15 protein-coding genes are annotated in these 16,170 nt (G+C 50.0%); all 15 read left to right on the forward strand.

What is annotated here, in order from left to right:
- The first annotated feature begins 126 nt into the window (after positions 1-126).
- Positions 127-561, forward strand: coding sequence for a secondary thiamine-phosphate synthase enzyme YjbQ (locus tag AAC022_RS11510; protein WP_339731037.1), 435 nt, complete (start codon positions 127-129; stop codon positions 559-561).
- A gap of 424 nt (positions 562-985) precedes the next feature.
- The gene (locus AAC022_RS11515; protein ID WP_339731038.1) at positions 986-1,348 is read left to right on the forward strand and encodes a secondary thiamine-phosphate synthase enzyme YjbQ; all 363 of its coding nucleotides are present in this window, start codon (positions 986-988) and stop codon (positions 1,346-1,348) included.
- A gap of 3 nt (positions 1,349-1,351) precedes the next feature.
- Positions 1,352-1,780 carry a contact-dependent growth inhibition system immunity protein gene (locus AAC022_RS11520; protein ID WP_339731039.1) on the forward strand — a complete coding sequence of 143 codons (429 nt, stop codon included), beginning with the start codon at positions 1,352-1,354 and terminating at the stop codon, positions 1,778-1,780.
- A 146-nt stretch (positions 1,781-1,926) separates the two neighbouring features.
- Positions 1,927-2,307, forward strand: coding sequence for a hypothetical protein (locus AAC022_RS11525; RefSeq protein ID WP_339731040.1), 381 nt, complete (start codon positions 1,927-1,929; stop codon positions 2,305-2,307).
- Between the two features lie 97 nt (positions 2,308-2,404).
- On the forward strand, positions 2,405-5,386 hold the full coding sequence (locus tag AAC022_RS11530; RefSeq protein WP_339731041.1) for a thioredoxin-like domain-containing protein: 2,982 nt from the start codon (positions 2,405-2,407) through the stop codon (positions 5,384-5,386).
- An 84-nt stretch (positions 5,387-5,470) separates the two neighbouring features.
- The gene (locus tag AAC022_RS11535; RefSeq protein WP_339731042.1) at positions 5,471-5,818 is read left to right on the forward strand and encodes a PadR family transcriptional regulator; all 348 of its coding nucleotides are present in this window, start codon (positions 5,471-5,473) and stop codon (positions 5,816-5,818) included.
- 1 nt (position 5,819) lies between these two features.
- On the forward strand, positions 5,820-6,794 hold the full coding sequence (locus AAC022_RS11540; RefSeq protein ID WP_339731043.1) for a carboxypeptidase-like regulatory domain-containing protein: 975 nt from the start codon (positions 5,820-5,822) through the stop codon (positions 6,792-6,794).
- A gap of 90 nt (positions 6,795-6,884) precedes the next feature.
- On the forward strand, positions 6,885-8,147 hold the full coding sequence (locus AAC022_RS11545) for a hypothetical protein (RefSeq protein ID WP_339731044.1): 1,263 nt from the start codon (positions 6,885-6,887) through the stop codon (positions 8,145-8,147).
- Positions 8,148-8,494: 347 nt separating this feature from the next.
- Positions 8,495-10,231, forward strand: coding sequence for a molecular chaperone HscC (locus AAC022_RS11550; protein WP_339731046.1), 1,737 nt, complete (start codon positions 8,495-8,497; stop codon positions 10,229-10,231).
- Between the two features lie 3 nt (positions 10,232-10,234).
- Complete coding sequence (locus AAC022_RS11555) at positions 10,235-10,441, forward strand: hypothetical protein (protein ID WP_339731048.1); 207 nt, start codon at positions 10,235-10,237, stop codon at positions 10,439-10,441.
- On the forward strand, positions 10,438-11,115 hold the full coding sequence (locus tag AAC022_RS11560) for a hypothetical protein (RefSeq protein WP_339731050.1): 678 nt from the start codon (positions 10,438-10,440) through the stop codon (positions 11,113-11,115). The genes AAC022_RS11555 and AAC022_RS11560 overlap by 4 nt, the downstream gene beginning before the upstream one ends.
- 27 nt (positions 11,116-11,142) lie before the next feature.
- A complete protein-coding gene (locus AAC022_RS11565; protein WP_339731051.1) occupies positions 11,143-12,816 on the forward strand; it encodes a hypothetical protein in 1,674 nt (557 codons plus the stop codon).
- Positions 12,817-12,873: 57 nt separating this feature from the next.
- The gene (locus AAC022_RS11570) at positions 12,874-13,719 is read left to right on the forward strand and encodes a site-2 protease family protein (RefSeq protein WP_339731052.1); all 846 of its coding nucleotides are present in this window, start codon (positions 12,874-12,876) and stop codon (positions 13,717-13,719) included.
- 40 nt (positions 13,720-13,759) lie between these two features.
- Positions 13,760-14,461, forward strand: coding sequence for a hypothetical protein (locus AAC022_RS11575; protein ID WP_339731054.1), 702 nt, complete (start codon positions 13,760-13,762; stop codon positions 14,459-14,461).
- Complete coding sequence (locus tag AAC022_RS11580) at positions 14,461-16,131, forward strand: J domain-containing protein (RefSeq protein ID WP_339731055.1); 1,671 nt, start codon at positions 14,461-14,463, stop codon at positions 16,129-16,131. Before AAC022_RS11575 ends, AAC022_RS11580 begins: the two co-directional genes overlap by 1 nt.
- Positions 16,132-16,170 lie beyond the last annotated feature (39 nt).

Genomic DNA, 16,170 nt, shown 5'->3' on the forward strand with positions numbered 1-16,170 from the left:
GTTCTACGGGGCGTCTGGCGTTAATTTGGTACACAAACCAATGTAAGGTTCAGAGCCTGTGACAGGGGCGTGTGCAATGGCACTTTTGTTTGGGTTTGGTAAGATCAATTTTATTTGGAGGAAGATATGAAAACACTCACCAAAGAGCTCTGGATGGATATCCCCAATCGCCGACAGATCGTATCGATTCACGACGATGTCGAACAACTGGTCGCAGAAAGCGGCGTACAAGACGGCTTAGTACTCATCAACGCAATGCACATTACCGCGTCGGTCTTTATCAACGACAACGAGTCGGGGCTGCATGCCGACTATGATCGCTGGCTGGAACAGCTGGCTCCTTTCGATGCGGGCAGTGATCCTGCTTCCGGCGGGTATCTGCACAACCGCACGGGCGAAGACAACGCCGATGCCCACCACAAACGCCAGATCATGGGCCGCGAAGTTGTGGTTGCCATCACCGATGGTAAACTGCACCTGGGACCGTGGGAGCATATTTTTTATTACGAGTTCGATGGTCGTAGGCGGAAGCGGATTCTGGTGAAGATTCTTGGGGAATGAAACCACATGAACGATGATACAATCGAAACCATAGAAGGAGCATGGTGCGTCGTAGCGAATGTCAAACGAGACCATCTTTTTGGTGAAGATGGGAAAGAAACTAGGGTCGGCACGCGGCAGTTTCGAGGTGGGACGAAAGTCTATATTGCAGGCTGTTACGCTGGAACTTGTGATGGCATAGTGTGTATCGGACTACATCGTAACAGTCGAAAATTCATTACTAGTATTGTCAATGTTATACACCTTGAAAAATTTCGACCGAAAGTCGCATACCATCCAGAGGTCATTAGTCGCATACTTAAAGACAAACGATGTTGGTTCAAAACGCAACACGACACGGAAGAATGGGCTGAGGTATTTCCTAAGTGGCAGGAGTTTTGGAGAGCATCGAACAAAGAAGCCCGGAAAGAGGAATAGACTTAACATGATTTATCCCTCGTTCTCCCAAGAACAACAAAAGACAGTGTGTAACACAATGTGTTTGGGAAACGCAATGCACATCACGGCATCCGTTTTCATTAACGACAACGAATCGGGGCTGCATGCCGACTATGATCGCTGGCTGGAGCAGCTGGCGCCCTTTGATCCGTCACCTGAACGCTACCACCACAACCGCACGGGTGAAGACAACGCCGACGCCCACCACAAACGCCAGATCATGGGACGCGAGGTTGTCGTTGCCATCACAGATGGTAAACTGCACCTCGGACCGTGGGAACATATTTTTTATTACGAGTTCGACGGCCGCAGGCGGAAGCGGATCCTCGTGAAGATTATTGGGGAGTGAAAAGTGAAAACCAATTTTGATCGTCGGAAAAGTCTGCAGGACTTGGAGAGAAAAGACTGGGGAGAACCAGACTTCGATTCATCTCTTGTCATAACCTGTCATCGTTTACGGCGGATTCCTCTTATGGACTTCACAACAGAAGATCTGCGAATTATGATCGGCCAGCAGATCAGCTTGTTTTTTCTTGTTCCGCTGGCTCTTGAAAAACTCGAAGAAGACCCACTAGCAGAAGGGCACTGTTTTCACGGGGATTTGCTGAACGCCATATTGGGCATTCCCGAGTCATTCTGGAACTTGCACACCGACATGCAGGAAGTACTTTGCCGAGTCATCACCCAGGCAAAACAGACACCGATCTCGCTGGATGAAGACGACGCACACATTCTCCGTGAGGCCTTGGTGAAAGCATCGGACTCACTGACCGACCAATAACAGGAGACTCTTCGTTCAATAATCAGGAACAATACAACCGAGCGCGTTCTGTAGCGGAAATCATCGTCGCTCGTTCGCTGCGGGTACTACTGAGCCAGACCGACATCGCCGAACGCATTCAGGTCTGTCAGGACTATTGGAAACTCATGAGTGGCTTTGAGTATTTTATTCCGGAAGTTCTGTTTGAACTCCATCCGGAATGGAAGTACGAAAGTTTTGATGGCGTGGTACCTCTGGTGGCGCAAAAAATCGGTGTGCGAGAAGCGTTGTTTTTTGGCCTGAGCTATTTAATCACCGACCAGAAACTCGTACCGACTTTGATCCAATTGCAAATCGATCAAACAAAAGACCGTGTGAACTGGCTCGAATGCCGTGTTGGCGCGAAAGGTCCGCACGGAATGCAGCGCTGGCCGAATCGTGCATTTGATAAACAACTACGCCGCCTGGAAGGCAAACAAAATCAAATCGACTGGGCCTACTGGGTGACGTTCGGCGAGAAAAACGAACGATCGTCAGAATCTGTTTGACATACAAAGCAGACGTTCATACAGTAACGTTTATCGACATTTCGGCACATTTCCAGTGCATACCCTGCTTCTCTTCCCTGTTTCGTGGAGCGATCCCATGCGAGTCTGTCTGTTGAAAACAGTTCGGATGCCAGCCTCTCTATCACGCACCCTTCTCGTATTATTGACTGTTGGTGTTGCGTTATGGGGTACACCGCATCTGCCGGCGCAGGAAAGATCCACAACGAAAAACGACGCGGATCTTGATACCCGCAACATGGAAATTCATGTGTGCGACGAAAACGGCAAGCCCCTCGAAGGCGCAAAATTGTTTGCGAATCTCGCTTATCTCGATCGTTCTAAGAGATCCAAGATCTCTAATTCCGATCTCCTTACGAATTCCGCTGGCATCGCCAAATACAAGCTCCCCCGTCAGGTCTCTGGTCTGCGGCTGTGGGTCAGTAAAGCCGATTTTGTTCCCGAATTCGTAAATTTCGATAAACGCACACGGGACAAAGAAAGAAAGATCCCCGATTCATTTGAATTTCAACTCGCACGAGGAACAAAGCTGAGCGGGATTGTTGTCGACGAATCTGGAAAACCCATTCCCAATGTGACAGTCAACATCAATGCGAACGAGAACGAGCCAGCCTGGACCGTCATTCCGAAACCCAGGATGAGCTTGAATACACAAGCAGTCACTGACAAAGCGGGACGCTGGCACATCACGACCGCACCAGCAAAGCAACCTGGCGACGATATTCAATTCCGCCTCAAGTTTACGCATCCCGACTATATCAGTGACTCCGAATGGGGAGAACTTCAGACTCAGCAAAATCTGACGACCGCCATGCTTAGAGGCGGCAGTGCTAAAATGGTGCTGCATCAAGGATTTCCCATCAAAGGGACTGTTTTCAACACGGCCGGCGATCCCGTCACGAAAGGCATCATCGTCTGGCACGACGAACCGTACTTTGGCTCCACAGTGCATGAAGTAGAAATCGACGATTCGGGACACTTTGAAACAATTTCACTCCCGCCGGGAAAACACCCCATCACGGTTGTCACACCGGGCTTTAAACCGATACGGCAAATGGTCGACGTCGGTAAATCGATGGACGAACTATCGTTTACGATGAAGCCCGGAAAAACGCTCACACTGAAAATTGTTGATTCCAGTGGTCAACCTGTTCCCAAAGCCCACGTCGGTTTGAGGGGCTGGCGCGGCGTAGAGTCATTGTATAACTGGCGGCATCCCAATGTGCTCAATTCCCGGATCCCCACCTATGCCGACGAAAACGGTTTCTACGTCTGGGACTGGGCTCCCGATGATGCGGTCACTTATGCAATTTCTGCTCGGCCCTTTGCTTCAAAAGAAGTAACACTGACCGCAACCAAAACAGAACACGTCGTCAAACTGGATCATCCCCTAATAGCAACAGGAAAAGTGACTGACGCGCAGACGGGAAAACCAGTGAATAATTTTCGCGTCATCCCCGTCATCGAATTTCGTCCCGAGTTTTTGTCGACCTCGTTTAACGAGACGGTATCCGGTAAAGAGGGCCAATATAAAATTACTTTGAATGGAGGTATGTACGACCGTCGCCATTTGATCCGTATTGAAGCCGACGGTTATCGATCAGCGATCAGTGAAAAATCGTACGGACTCGGTGAAGAGCCGATCACTCAGCACTTTTCTCTGGAACCGGCAAAGCCTCGCACAGGAATGGTCATAGATGGTTCCGGTAAACCGGCCTCAGGTGCAACGGTTGTTGTTGGAACTCCCAGTATCGTTCCCATGATAAATAATATAACTCTGGACAGGGACGATATCTCAATTCAAACGACTGCAGGAGGCCAGTTTGAAATCGCTGCGACTTTTGAACCGACCCGTATCCGCGTCATTCATAAATCCGGCTTAGCGGAAGTGGTGCGGCAACCAAACGAAGACATTGGTACGATCACAGTACAACCCTGGGCTCAAGTTTCCGGAACGCTATTCCAGGCAGGAAAACCGATCGCGAACGAAAGGATTCGTTTCAGGTCAATTCAAGACAGAAAGCTGGGGGAGCCACGATTCCAGGATTCCTTTAGCGCACAAACCGATGCTGATGGTCGCTTTGAATTTCCGCGTCTGCCCCCCATCGCGGGTACCGTACAAGCTCATCTAGGACCCTGGCGCGATTCACCACTGACATCCAGTCAATCAGTTCCCCTTGATCTCCAGCCGGGCGATCACAAAACAATCTCTCTCGGCGAGACGGGAACCACATTAAAAGGGACCGTCGTTGCCACAGGCAGAGGCGAAGCCGCTCTGAATAAAAACTGGTCGCTCAATTATCTGATCCGCCGCGATGACGGCATTCCGCTGCCCGACGATTTTCCGGAATTGAGCTTTGATCCCACAGCCCCCGTTCAATCATCTTGGTTTCTCGATCCGAACAATTTCAGTTGGCTCAAAACGCGCCAGTTCTATTTTGTCAAACTCAGCCCCGAAGGCCAGCTTCAGATCGGTGGCGTGCCTGCGGGAGAATATGATCTGGTATTGCGATTGTACGAACAACCCGCCGGTTGTCTGGTCGAAACCATCGGCGAGAAAGTGGTTCCCGTCATAGTTACCGAAGACGAGACCAAGTCGGGCAACAAAGACCTGGGTTCGATCGAAGTTGTTTGTCGTGTCGGTCCTCGTGTGGGCGAGAATATGTATGCCTATAAATTCACTGACACCACCGGGCAGGAGCATACCATCTATGACATGAAAGGCCGCTATATCCTGATGCACGTCTGGGCCAGCTGGTGCGTTCCCTGCCTCAAAAGCATGCCCGACATCAAAGCGACGGCGGCACAATTCGCCGATAAACCCATCACATTCGTCGGCTTGAATCTTGATAAACGTCCTGCCGATGGCGAAATCCTTGTAGAGAATAATCACTGGAGTTGGGCACAAAACTACCTCGGCGATCAATCTGATATGGCCCGGCAGCTTGCCATCAGTTCGATCCCGATCTACTACCTGATCGGCCCGGACGGGCGCCTCGTCGCTTCCACAAACGAGTGGCCTGAAATGAAAAAAGAAATCGAAGCGGCACTGAATAAATAGTGATAAATGGAAATCAAAGTTTTCCCTTGACATTCTAGGGGAGCCTCGCGATACTCTTCCCTAGACATTCATGGGGAGACTGAAATGGCAGAAAAACGAAAAGCCGATTTGCTGCAAGGCACGCTGGATATGCTGGTCTTGAAAAGCCTGATTAATGGCCCGCGACATGGATACGGCGTCGCCAAGTGGATTCAGGTTACGACCAAAAACGCGGTGCAAATTGAAGAAGGTTCGTTGTATCCCGCCTTGCATCGGATGCAGAAACGTGGCTGGATCAAGTCGGAATGGGGCCTCTCCGAAAATAATCGCCGTGCGAAATATTATGAACTCACGACCGCGGGCCGGGCACAGCTCAAATCCGAAGTTCAGGCATGGTCCCATTTAGTAGATGCCATCAGTCTGGTTTTAAACTCAAATCTCGCGGAGGCCTGATATGATTCGAAACTGGATTCACACTCTATTTTCTTATCTGCATTTGCCACTCATTGCACACGCGGATCGAGAGATGAATGACATTCGCGAGGAGATCGCCTTTCATCTGTCGTCCAGCGCGGAAGAAAATCTTGATGCCGGAATGGATCAACAGAAGTCACAGCAAACGGCTCTGGAACAGTTTGGCGACGTCAATTCTGTCGTTCAGGATTGTTGCAATGTCTCCCTCTCGCGGCACGTTTTCTGGCATCGGATCCATCAGATCCTCACTCTGGGATTGATCTGTGCCGTCGGTTTCTTATTCTGGTTTTACACTCGAAGTAAATCTGCGAATCCCGATCCTGCTGCACTCGCCCCCTCAGGGTATTCGCTGGCAGAAACCGGTGGTGAGATCAGAGGCACCATCGTTACCGATCGTGGCGAACCGGTGAGTGCCGCGAATGTATTGGCAGTCGTTAAAACTTGGCCACCCAATGGATTCCGGCAAAATTCCTTTACGGCAACCACGCGTGCCGATGGAACATTTTTGATCAAACACGCCTATCCACCAGAGCAGGATTATGAGGTACAAATCGCAGCGATTGCCGACGGTCATCTGCTGCAGTCTGAATATATTTCGATGCGTCAAGGAACCCTGGAACCGTTTCGCTTCCAGTTAAAAGAAACCGCGCCGTTTGTGCTGCGATTTGAATCCCATGACGGCACTCCGATCGCAGGAGTTAGCGCGTTTCCCTTCAAACGAATTGACCAGAATGGCGATCAGCACTGCGTCTATTTCTGTAGTGCCCAACCGATTGTTCAAAAGTCGAATCAGACAGGAACAATTTCGATGCCTCACTTCCTGCCAGGCGAACATGTCACCGTTTATGTCCGCTTTCCCGATAGCGACTGGCAGGCACGGAAACTGGTAATTCCAAAGGGAAAAAACGAACTCGTGCTGACTCCCGCTGCGAACGACGAACTCGACGACGGATAACCGCTCCGGGCTCTCAATAAGAATGAACTTTCTGACTGTATCGCGTCAAAGGTACGCGCACATCATCTGATCTTTTGAAAGGAATGCGTTATGAATTACCTGTTTCGATATATGACATCACTGATCGTCCTCGCTTTGTTAACAACAGGGGGCGCATCCGCTACAGAGCCGGACGTGCTGCTGAAAGACAGTTTTGAAGAGGGGAAAAAAGATCCCGATGGCTGGAAACGCGGCGCCAACCTGCCGGGAGTCAGATACGTTTACGACAAGGGCCGCGGAAAAACGGGCAAACGCAGCCTATCTCTTCAAAAAACAGCAAAACGATATTTTCCCATCGCACAGTGGTATCGGATTCTGCCTTATAACGGCGAGTCAAAAACATTGCAGGTCAAGTGTCAGGTTCGCGCCGAACGGGCAACCAAAGCCATCATCGACGTGCAGTTTTTCGACGAAAACCAAAACAACCTCGGCCACGAATGGGTCAGCTATATCGGAATCAAACAAGCCGGTGATTCTGCCGCGAATCATAACTGGAAAGAATATTCCGGCAAGGTCTCGGTTCCTGAGAAAACGAAACAGATCGCCATCGCACTGCAAATCTACGGACCTGGAAAAGTCTGGTTTGATGATCTCGAAGTAACCTTCGCTGGCTCAACCCCAGCCGCGAAAGAAACGAAAGAGAAAGGCATCGAAGTCAAAGCCGGAAAAGGGGTCGGTCAGTATCTGTTGATCCCTTCTTCAGATAAAACGGTCTCCGACAAAGCCCAGCCGCTGCTGATCGTCCTGCCCGGCGGCGATGGCTCGGCAGACTTTCATCCGTTCGTGAAACGCATTCACGAAAACGCGCTCAGCAAGGAATTCCTGTTGGCACAACCGCTCGCCAGACAGTGGTCATCAAATCAGAAAATTGTCTGGCCTACGACAGACAGCAAGTCAGACGCGATGAAGTACTCTACCGAAGAACTCATCGAGGCGGTTATTGAAGATATCAGTAAGCAGCACAAAATCGATCCCCGCCGAATCTACCTGCTGGCCTGGTCCTCTGGAGGCCCCGCCGCCTACGCCACCGTGATGCAGAAAGAGACTCTGGTCAACGGTGCTCTAATCGCGATGTCCGTATTTAAACCAAAACAACTCCCTGACCCGAAAAACGCCAAAGATCGCAGCATTTACGTACTACACTCACCGGAAGACAAAATTTGCCCTTACTGGATGGCGAAAGCTGCCCGGGAGTCACTCACGAATGCAGGCGTGCGCACGAATCTGGTCGACTACCCCGGCGGTCACGGCTGGAAAGGAAACGTCTACGGCAACATTCGTGAGGGCATCGAATGGCTGCAGAAAACAAAATGATTTGAATCATACGTCGCGCGAACGAAACCATTTTATCCCTTGCGCAGACTTGATTCGACATTTCTGCAACACATCTCATGTCTTGCTCCTCTCACGCCCACCGCAATCTTCTCTCCCCTCTCCTGATTGATCCTGAACGTGATCATCCGCGCGTTCTGACTGACATGATCCTCAGACGCAAACAGACACATCGCATCGTTAAATCGCTTCATCGAAATCTTTGTTGTGTTGAATCAATTGTCTGTGGAAATAGCCTGAACAGAAGACTACAATCGGGTCATGCGTTACGACGCCCCACGGAAACCTGCCCGAGTCCTGCTCTCAGTTGAATATAGATTAGATTAGTTATGGCCCCCATCATTGGCATCGACCTTGGCACCTCGAATTCGCTTTGCGCCGTCTTCGAAGAAGGACAACCCAAGCTTATTCCGAACGCACACGGATCTTACCTCACCCCCTCGATCGTGAGTATTTCGGAAGATGACCGCGTGCTCGTCGGAGCCGCGGCAAAAGAATGTCGCATTACACAACCCGAGCGCTGCGCCTGGGTCTTCAAACGGCTGATGGGCACCGAGCGAAAAGTGGAAATTGAAGGCCAGACTTTCAGCCCCGTCGAAATGTCGAGCCTGGTACTCAAATCGCTCAAAGAAGACGCGGAAACCTACCTCGGCCAGGAAGTGAGCGACGCCATCATCACGGTTCCCGCTTATTTCAACGATCATCAGCGTAACGCCACCAAGCAGGCGGGCGAGCTCGCTGGTCTCAAAGTCAGACGCATCATCAACGAACCCACGGCTGCCGCCCTCACCTATGGTTTCCATGATCGCGGAGCGGAGAAAAAACTGATCGTCATCGACCTGGGTGGCGGCACATTCGATGTTACCGCCATGGATATTTTCGAAGGCACACTGGAAATCATTTCGACCGCCGGCGAAAGCATGCTGGGGGGCGAAGACTTTAACGACCGGCTGCTAAGCTGGGCGCTTAGTTCACAAAACCTGCAACTGGAACAGACCGAAGTCAAGCAGCCCCTGCTGTTCTCTCGGCTCAGACAGGAATGTGAGGCAGCGAAATGTGCCCTTTCGTCCGAGACCGAAGCCACGATCCGCATCCCCAATCAGCAGGGAGAGATTGATCAAAATTCCATCACACTGACGATCACCCGTGACAAGTTTAAAGAATTGGTTGACCCCTTACTCAAACGTCTGGCACGTCCGATTGCCCGAGCCGTACGCGATTCCCGAATTCCGCCTGAGGAATTTACCGATGTGATTCTCGTGGGTGGTGCCACACGCATGGATATCGTTCAGTCGTTTGTCCGCACGTTCTTCGGCGTCGAACCAAAGTGTTCCTTCAACCCCGACGAGGTTGTTGCACTGGGAGCAGCAGTGCAGGCGGCTCTAATCCAAGACGATCGGGCCGTCGAAGACATGGTCATGACTGACATCTGCCCTTTCACTTTGGGAACGGAAATCAGCAAAGATTTCGGCTCGCGCCACGCCGATGGATACTACTTACCGATCATCCATCGAAACACGACCATTCCTGTTTCGCGCGAAGAAGTTGTTTGTACGGCACACCCCAATCAACGGCATGTCACGGTCAACGTGTATCAGGGGGAAGCCCGTAAAGTAGAAGACAATCTCTTTCTGGGAAAACTGGAAATCAAAGGTCTCCCGCCGGGCCCCGCCGGAAAACACGTGCATCTGCGATTCACCTATGACATGAATGGCATCTTGGAAGTCGAAGCCTATCTGCCCGAGACTGGCAAGAAATATTCACTCGTTTTGACGCAGCATGCGAATCTATCTTCAGACAAAGAGATCAAATCGGCTGTTCAAAAACTGCAGAAGCTGAAGTTTTATCCCCGCGATGACGTGAAAAACCAGCATCTGGTGCGCTACGCTGAACGCGTCATTGGAGAAGTCAGCCCGTTCCAGCGCGAGGAACTCGAAGCTGCCATCGATTTCTTCGAACAATCCATGGCATCCGGTGAGCGCGAGTGGTTTGAATCCGCCCGAGAGAGCCTGCTGTTCGCTCTGTCCGCTTTGAACTTTGATTACCGCGAAGATCTGGAAAACTAAGGTATGACAACATCACGCGAAGTGGAATACGTCCGCCGATTGTTGCAGATGAATCCTCTCGAACAAACAACAGAAATCCTGACACTCCGCCGTGATTTCCTGCACCCTCAGGAAAATTCTACGAAAAGATCAGTGACGCCGGTTCTACACCACCTCACAACGACAGTTAACCGCCTGCCAGTTAATTCCGACTGGGAATATCAACCATGACAGCTTCTATTGAATCGAATTACCTGCAGCAGCAACTTCTGTTGAATCCTCTGGATCAGGCACAGGACATCATTGCCACACGCCAGCGATTTCTTCGGAGAAATACACAACCTGTCGAATCAGCAGCGCAAATAAACGAAAGCGAAGAGAGAAACCGGATTCTGAAACAGATCGAGCAGATCAGAGCTCAGTTCTGGTCCCTTGATAAGACAGGTCTGCAGCAGCAACTCGAGACCATTGATGTCTCCGCTTATCCCGATCTAGCGGTTTCGATCACACGAATGCAGCAGGTCGCCTCACTGCGGAAATCATTCCAAAGACTGGAACAGAATCCAGCTTGCTTCCCTGATTTTTATGAACAATTCTGCAGTCTGGTCATCGCGCCGCCGCGAACAGCCGGAGAATTGCGGGCGCGTTATCTGGACGAAATACGTCATCCGACAAATCCCAACGCACCTTCCCTCAAGTCCTATCGGCGGGTGATCTCAGCAATCGAACTGGAATACCCCGAATTGAAAGCGATGGAACGGCTCTTGCTCAACCAGATCACCATGAGACCCAAACCCAGAAAAATGCGCAGTGAAACATTGGAAATTTTATTCTTGGGTTCGATCTTTTGCTTCGCTGCTTCAATCCTGGCTAGCTTTTTGCTTCTCATTCTTGCTATTCAGTAACATCGTCGTTTCTTCAGGATCGTCCTCATGAGTTCCCCCGACCAACCCGACTGGAATCTGTTGCCCGCAAACCCGGAGGCCTTTTTTTCGCTTCCCGGCGAGTATGACCTGCGCGATTTGAAACGCAGCTACAACGCGCTGATCCGAAAGTTTAAACCGGAAAAGTATCCCGCAGAATTTCAGAAAATCCGGGCTGCCTTCGAGGTGCTGAATGATGCCTTGCGCTATGATGAGCCCCCCCGACCAATCGACAACACGAACCTGCTGACAGATTGGGATGATCCAGGGGAAACCCTGCCACCATTCGAACCGGAGGAATCTGACAAGCCAGAAATAGATACCAGTTCCGAACGAGTCGACTCAAGGCAGGCTCAAATGTCTTCAGTAAATTCCCCCCATCCCCTCACTTTAAAAGAGCGATTGACCACCGAACCGCCTGAGAAAATTTATCATGAACTGGATGCCAAGCCAGATAAATCTCCTTATGAGTTTTATCTCATGGCCCTCTTATCCGACTTGGTGATAGACGTAGGGCGCACCTTCCCCAACTGGCTCCTGGAAGGTTTGAAAGAATATCCAAGTGATCCGGTGCTGTTTGAACTGCTCAGAGAATATCTCGCGCTGGATGAAATCCCAGAAAACCTAGCAGGGCTGCTGGAAGCGATTTCCCGGGTCGTGCGTTCGGATCGCTTTTATTACCTGACAGAGCGAGGTTGGGATAAGCTGTTAAAAAACGCTTCGTTTATGCTGTTCCGCGAAACACTCAGCGAATGTGAAGCCAACCTGCTGGACTATCGCATTGAACATAAACTGGTCTTTTACCTGCACATCCTCAGACCGGCGATCATGAAAGCCGATATCGCCTGGATTGACGAAGTGTTCTCACAGATTGGACTGCCGGCCCAAATGCCCCACTGGATCGAAGAAGAACTGGATTTCCTGGAACATCTGGTAGATTATCGTCAAAACAGGCGACGATTTCTCTCCGGGGGTCACCTGCGCTCCGTGATCGATCAGGCGATCATCGAATACTTTTGGAAAGGAGAACTGGCAGGCACAAAGCGGTTTCTTGAGTTGCAAATGGAACTGGTCACTACCCAGGAAGAAATCCTCTCTGAATTTAATACCGTGACAGAGGAACTCGCCGTCGTTCGCATCATCTGGAATCATATTTCTGAAGAAATTCTGATGGGCCTTGATGAGGATCTTGCTTCTGAAGATCCAGAATTGTTCAAACAAAAAACGCAAGAACTGGCCTGCCGACTCGTCGAAGAGGGAATTACTCCTGAGAATGAGCGAGCCGATATCATCTTCAAAATAGTTTTATCAAACGTCCTGCTACTCAATGTGTTTATCATCCTGCACTGCACGACGTTCTGGGGGGAAAAGCTCTGGTTAGATATACTCCAACTCGCCATCCTCGTGTTGCTCGACCCCTTCGCGGTCTATTTTGGATATCGCTTGTGGGAACAGACGACGTTCAATTATTCCCAGTTCTGGTGGCGGCTTGAAATCATGCGTTTTTATCAGACAGCTCGTTACCCCATCCAGGATGTGGCGCAGGAACTCAAACACCTTAACGGCAAAGAATTCGGGAAAACAAAACTGCTGGGGCTGGATAAAATTGCCGCCATCACGCGCATTGATCTGGGACTTTGGTTCTATACCACCGCACAACGACTATTAACCGCCTGCCAGTAATTATTTTCTCCGAACATCCTTTTGATCCTCTCACTTCTTTGAAAAAGAACCTATCGTATGTACCTTTTCTTGCTCACTCTGCTCACCATTTTGGCGTTTCAGTTCATTCAGTTTCTTTATGTTCTGAGTCAATCAGTTACGGGCAGATTGGCCGGGACAGCAATTATCACCAATTCAATTGGTATGGGACCAACTCTATTTCAAATTTATCTCAATGGGACAGAATGGAGAGTTGGCCTGCTACCTCTTGGAGGAAGTACAAAATTTGTCAACGAAGAATCGCTTTTAGAAAATTCGTTCTTTCTTACAGAAGAAGACCCGATTCAACCATTGTATTCTTTGCCAGTCTTCTCACGCGCCCTGATTCTGCTAGTCGGCCCCTGTAGCAATATTGTTTTAGGGCTGATCCTGTTGTGGTCTGCCACATTTTTTAATGGCAGTAAAGTGGTCGTAGCTCCCGATGCAGGAACATTGATTTCCCCTTCCGCGGTACCGGAATTGGCTTGGAAAAATGAAAAAGCAAACTGGGATTCTCAGAACACACTGATAAAAAAGAGCTTTCTGACTTACTGGTATCGTTTTTTTACGTTCCAATCCCTAACAGGCTGGGGAGGCATAATGGGGTGTATGGTTACATGCGCTGCGGCATTGTCTCAGTCCCCTCCAGCCTGGTTAACCTGTTTTGGGATTATCTGCCTGGGAACAGGCTGTTTGAACCTGCTTCCTATCCCTATTCTTAATGGAGGCTACTTCGTCTTTCTGTTAATGGAAGCTGTCGCTGGTAAAAAAGAGATGATACGGCTTATTACTAAATGTAATTATGCTGGAATCGTCATTGTACTCTTTGTGATGCTCCGATTACTCTATTGTGATATCACCTGGTGCTATTCTCAGTTCTTTTAAATTAATGCTCTGTCCTGACCGACATTCAGATACGACAACCATGACAAATTCTCCCGAAACGGAATACGTTGATCGAATCCTGGATCTGAATCCGCTGGAGCAGTCGACAGAGATTCTTGCGCAGCGCCACGCGTTCCTGCACCCTCAGGCACATTCTGCACAAATATTCGATACACACTCTGATCACTTTGAACGGCGGGAACAGGCCGTCCAGCAAATCCAATCACTCAGAAACGTGTTCTGGTCACTGAAACAGCCAATGCTCTTACAGCAACTGGAACAAATCGATGTTACGGAGTTTCCAGACCTCGCTTTGGGGTTAAGCCGTCTGAGAATGATTGCGGAACTCAAAGATTCCTTTCAGAGGCTCAAACAGCACCATGCCTGCTTTGATGAATTTTATGAGCCATTTTGCTCTCTGGTTGTCGCACCACCGGGAACGGCAGACGAACTGCGCACGACGCTGCTCGAGGCATCACGCCGGGAATCAGCCGACTTTGATTTCGTGGGCCCGGAAGACTATGATCGCGCTGCCAGTATCATTCAGCGGGAATTTCCGGAATTATACCAACTGGAAACATATTGGTTGAACCAGATAGCCCGGACCACAAAGCAGGGAAAATCGATCCGTCGTACAATCAAAATCCTCTATTTTTTAATCGCGTCCACCTTAGGCATCACGATTCTGCTCAGCCTGATCTACGTGTTTAGTGCTTTCGATATCTCATTCGGGAGCCATTGATGAGTGATCCGACTGAGCCACAATGGCACCTGCTGCCCGATCAGCCCGAACAGTTTTTCTCGCTCTCGGGCGAGTATGATGTCCGCGATCTGAAACGCAGCTACAACGCGCTAATTCGTAAGTTCAAACCGGAAAAGTTTCCGGAAGAATTCCAGCGAATCCGAGCCGCCTATGAACGGCTCAATGATGCGTTGCGCTATGGAGAAACCCCACACTCCGAAACACTGACATCCGGGCTGCAGTTTGAATGGAGTGACCTGGAAACGCCAAAGGAAAACCCGACTTCGGAGCAGCAGGCATTCGAGACACCGGTGTTCAATGACGATTCCGAAAGCACCGGCGCAAAACCGACGCCCCCCGTCGAACCACTGTCCCTTCGAGAGCGGCTGAAACAGGAGTCACTGCAGGACCTCTATACAGAGCTGAAATCCAAACCGCTGAAAACACCCTACGATTTTTATGCCCTCGCTGTGCTCTCTGACCTGCTACTGGAAGCCGAATATTCCTTTCCCCAATGGCTGCTGGAAGGACTGAAGGCACATCCGGAAGAACCAGCGCTCTTCGAATTGTTACACCAGTTCTTTGTCTCCAGCCGGTCCATCGATGGGATCGAAGAATTATTAGAAGCAACCTCGCGCGTGATTCGATCAGATCGATACTATTATCTGACCGAAGCCGCCTGGGATCGACTGCTCCGAGAAAAGCCGTTCGCCGTTTTTATGCGCACGCTTGAGTCTTGTGAAATGAATCTGCTGGATCATCAAGTCGATCATCTGCTGGTATTTTACATCCATATTCTGAAGGCGGCGCTCTGGAAAGCCGGTAAAACCTGGATCAAAAACACCTTTGCGCAGATTGAAGAACACATCGACCGGATGCCGTTCTGGCTGGAACAGGAATATGAGTTTCTGTACGTCATCAAAGGCTATCAGGAGCAGCGTAACGAATTCGTATCGGGCGGCCCACTACGAGCCATGATCGACCGGACCATTGTTGATTATTGTACGCTCAATGAACAGGACGCCGACCGAAGCTTTCTGGAATGTCAGCATTCGCTGGTTGCACAGCGGGAGGAATTGCTGGAGGAATTCGACATTTCTTCAGGGGGAATTGAAGCGATTCTGGGACTGTGGGATACAATCGCGGACGACGTCTTTACTAGGATCGATTCGGAATTCACTCGCTTCGATCAGGAAGATCTGGAACAACGTACCCGCCAACTGGTCGACCAGGTGTTTGAAAAGGGAGCGGGAGCAGAATACAGAATGGCGGTTCAAATCCCGTGGCTTTCATTCGCGTTGATCTTCGTCATTTCAGCAATGATTGCCCTGCTTTGTCTGATTTTCAAAGGGGAATCCATTTCAGGTTCCTTGCTCATCATCGGCTGCTTATTAATCTTGAATGGGATTGTATTTATCGTAAGTGACCTGGCTGCGGACCTGGCGACTGCTGAATTCTACCGCTCCTGGTGGCGATTCAAACTCATGGACTTCTATCAGACAGCCTGGTTTCCGCTGATCCAGGTCGCGACCGAACTCAAACAAATCAACAAAACGCGGCACGGCAAAAAGCAAATTCGTAATCTCGACGAAATCGCCAATCTCGTCAGCAAAGACGTCGGCCTCTGGTTCTATGCCACCGCACAACGACTCTTAGCCGCCTGCCATTAACATTAATGCTATCAACTGGCCGCTGAGAGGATCAAATGC

Origin of the sequence: uncultured Gimesia sp. (assembly GCF_963976445.1) — a bacterium.
GTDB lineage: Bacteria > Planctomycetota > Planctomycetia > Planctomycetales > Planctomycetaceae > Gimesia.